Consider the following 2,278-nt stretch of genomic DNA (forward strand, 5'->3'; position numbering starts at 1 on the left):
CCCCGTCCGCCGTCTCAGACGCTGAAGTCGCCCGCGGCCACGCGCAGGGTCTTCAGCAGGTCGAACATGTCCCCCAGCTCGTCGTCTTCGTACATCCCCATGCAGAAGCCGGCGTCCATCAGGTCGCCCGTGGCCCTGCGGACGACGTCACGGCCCTCGTCGGTGATCTCGGCGAGCACGCCGCGGCCGTCCCTCGGGTTGCGCATCCGGCGGACGAGGCCGGCCCGCTCCAGGCGGTCGACGGTGTTGGTGACGCTGGTCGGGTGCACCATGAGCCGTTCGCCGATCTTCGACAGCGGCAGCGCGCCCGTCCTGCTGAAGGTGAGCAGCACCAGCGCCTCGTACCGGGCGAAGGTCAGGTCGTACGGCTTCAGCAGCCCGTCGAGCTGGGCGATCAGGATCTGGTGGGCCCGCATGATCGAGGTGACGGCGGCCATGGCCGACGACGGCCCGAAGGTCTCGCGCCAGGTCGCGGCCGCCCGTTCGATCGGGTCGAACGGCAGCTTGAGCGGCCTGGCGCCGCCGGCGGGCACATGGTCTGAACTGGGCGGGACGGACACAGCGATATACGGTAGCGCGGCCCCGGGAGTGATCGACCGGTGCACGTAGCGTAACCGGATTCATTCCTTGACCCCAGAACTCCCTCCCTCAGGGTCACGCTCCGTTATGGTTGCCACGTCGAAAGGTGAGGCGGCGGCAAACCCGGCGGCACGGGGAGTCGCGTCTGCTAACCGCAGGCGGGACGGGCTCGTCCGGCGGACAGGCGTCACGGGGAAGGGCGCGGTCCGACGCCGGCCACTCACACAGACACGGGGGGTTTTCTCGATGGGCAGCACCGCTGTCCCGGCGCCGCATGCGCGCCGGACGCCGACGACGGCGTGGCCGGGGGCCGCGCCGGGCTGTGGGTGACCACAGGGGCGGTCCACGTGGGGAGCTGAGGCAGGGCACGGTCGTCGTGGTGACCGTGCTGCTCGCGCTCGGGCTCGTCGCCGCGTGGAGCGTCCTCATTCCTGGCTTCATGGACTGGGACGACATCGTGCTGGGCGTCATCGGCTCACTGCGGCTGACCGGCCCGGTGGCCGCGGCGTTCGCGGCGTTGGTCGCGACGCGCAGGCGGCGGGCCGAGCGCGGGCACACGCTGACGCCGTGGCGGGCCGCCACGGCGCCGCTGGCGATCCTCGCGCTCGTCACGGGGTCGTTCGGCGCGACCGTCGCGCTGCTCGGGCTGCGCGCCGCGCTGACCGGCCAGTCGGGCCCCCTCATGCCGGGCGGGCTGGCGATGTCCGTGGCCGGGCTGGCGCTGTACGTCGTGGTCGGCTGGATCGCCGGCTGGCTGCTTCCCTTCGCCGTGACCCCCGTCCTGGCCGGGGCCGGGACCTACGGTCTGTTCACCCTGCTCGCCGACCGCTCGGCGTGGGCCGTCCGGCTGGCGCCCACGACGCGGGAGCCGTACGACCTGTTCGCGGGGGTCAGCGAGACGGCCTTCGCCAACCAGACGCTGTGGCTGCTGGGCCTGAGCGCGGCGCTGCTGCTCGGGTGGGTGGCGCTGGTCACCCGCCGCGTCCTCGCGCTCGCGGCGGCCGTGACCGCCGTGCTGGCGGCGGGCACCGGAGCGGCCCGCCTGGTGGCCGAGCCGCGGACGATGGCCGCCAGCGAGCGCATCGTGTACAGCTGCCAGGAGTGGCCGATCAGCGTGTGCGTGCGCCCCACGTTGCGCGGCGGGCTGCCGGACCTGGCCGAGGTGTTCACCCCGCTCGCCCTCAAGCTGATCGGCACTCCCGCCGAGTTCCGGCGGGTTGAGCAGCGCGCGCCGGGGGACGACGCCCCCGCCCCGCCCGGGGTGGTGGTCATCCACCTCGACGACCTGGGCACCGGCTTCGCGCAGCGGGCGGTCACCGAGTTCCTCGACCGGCTGGCGCGGCCGTGCCCGGGCCGGGTCGCCGCGGGCTACCGGGCGATCGTGGTGGCGTGGCTGCGCGGCAACCAGCTCCCGCCCGGTCCGCTCGCCGAGCACCGGATCGCCGCCCAGTGGTTCTCCGAGCTCACCGATGCCCAGCGGCGCGACTGGCTGCGCATGTTCTACTCCGACTTCGTCTCCTGCGGGCTGCAGAGCCGGCACTTCGGCGGCGGCTCCCGGCGGAGCGACCCAGGCGTCACCGCGTACTCGCCGGGCTTCTATACGGTCCCCCCCACGCCGCCGTACACGGTCAGGCCGGCGGCGTCGCCCGCCCGGCCGCCGTCCGTCCCGGGCCGGCCGCCGAGCGGGCCGGGGTCGCCC

The 2,278-nt window shown here is 74.1% G+C and carries 2 protein-coding genes; one reads left to right on the top strand and one right to left on the bottom strand.

The features are described from left to right. Positions 1 to 14: 14 nt before the first annotated feature. Entirely contained in the window at positions 15 to 560 is a 546-nt protein-coding gene (locus MPTA5024_RS21470; RefSeq protein WP_084369896.1) for a MarR family transcriptional regulator, read from the bottom strand. 398 nt (positions 561 to 958) lie between these two features. Here MPTA5024_RS21470 and MPTA5024_RS21475 point away from each other — a divergent pair. Then, positions 959 to 2,278: hypothetical protein (locus MPTA5024_RS21475; RefSeq protein WP_198167318.1), on the top strand; the 1,320-nt coding region annotated here is incomplete at its 3' end.

The organism is Microbispora sp. ATCC PTA-5024 (assembly GCF_000511135.2).
Taxonomy (GTDB): domain Bacteria; phylum Actinomycetota; class Actinomycetes; order Streptosporangiales; family Streptosporangiaceae; genus Microbispora; species Microbispora corallina.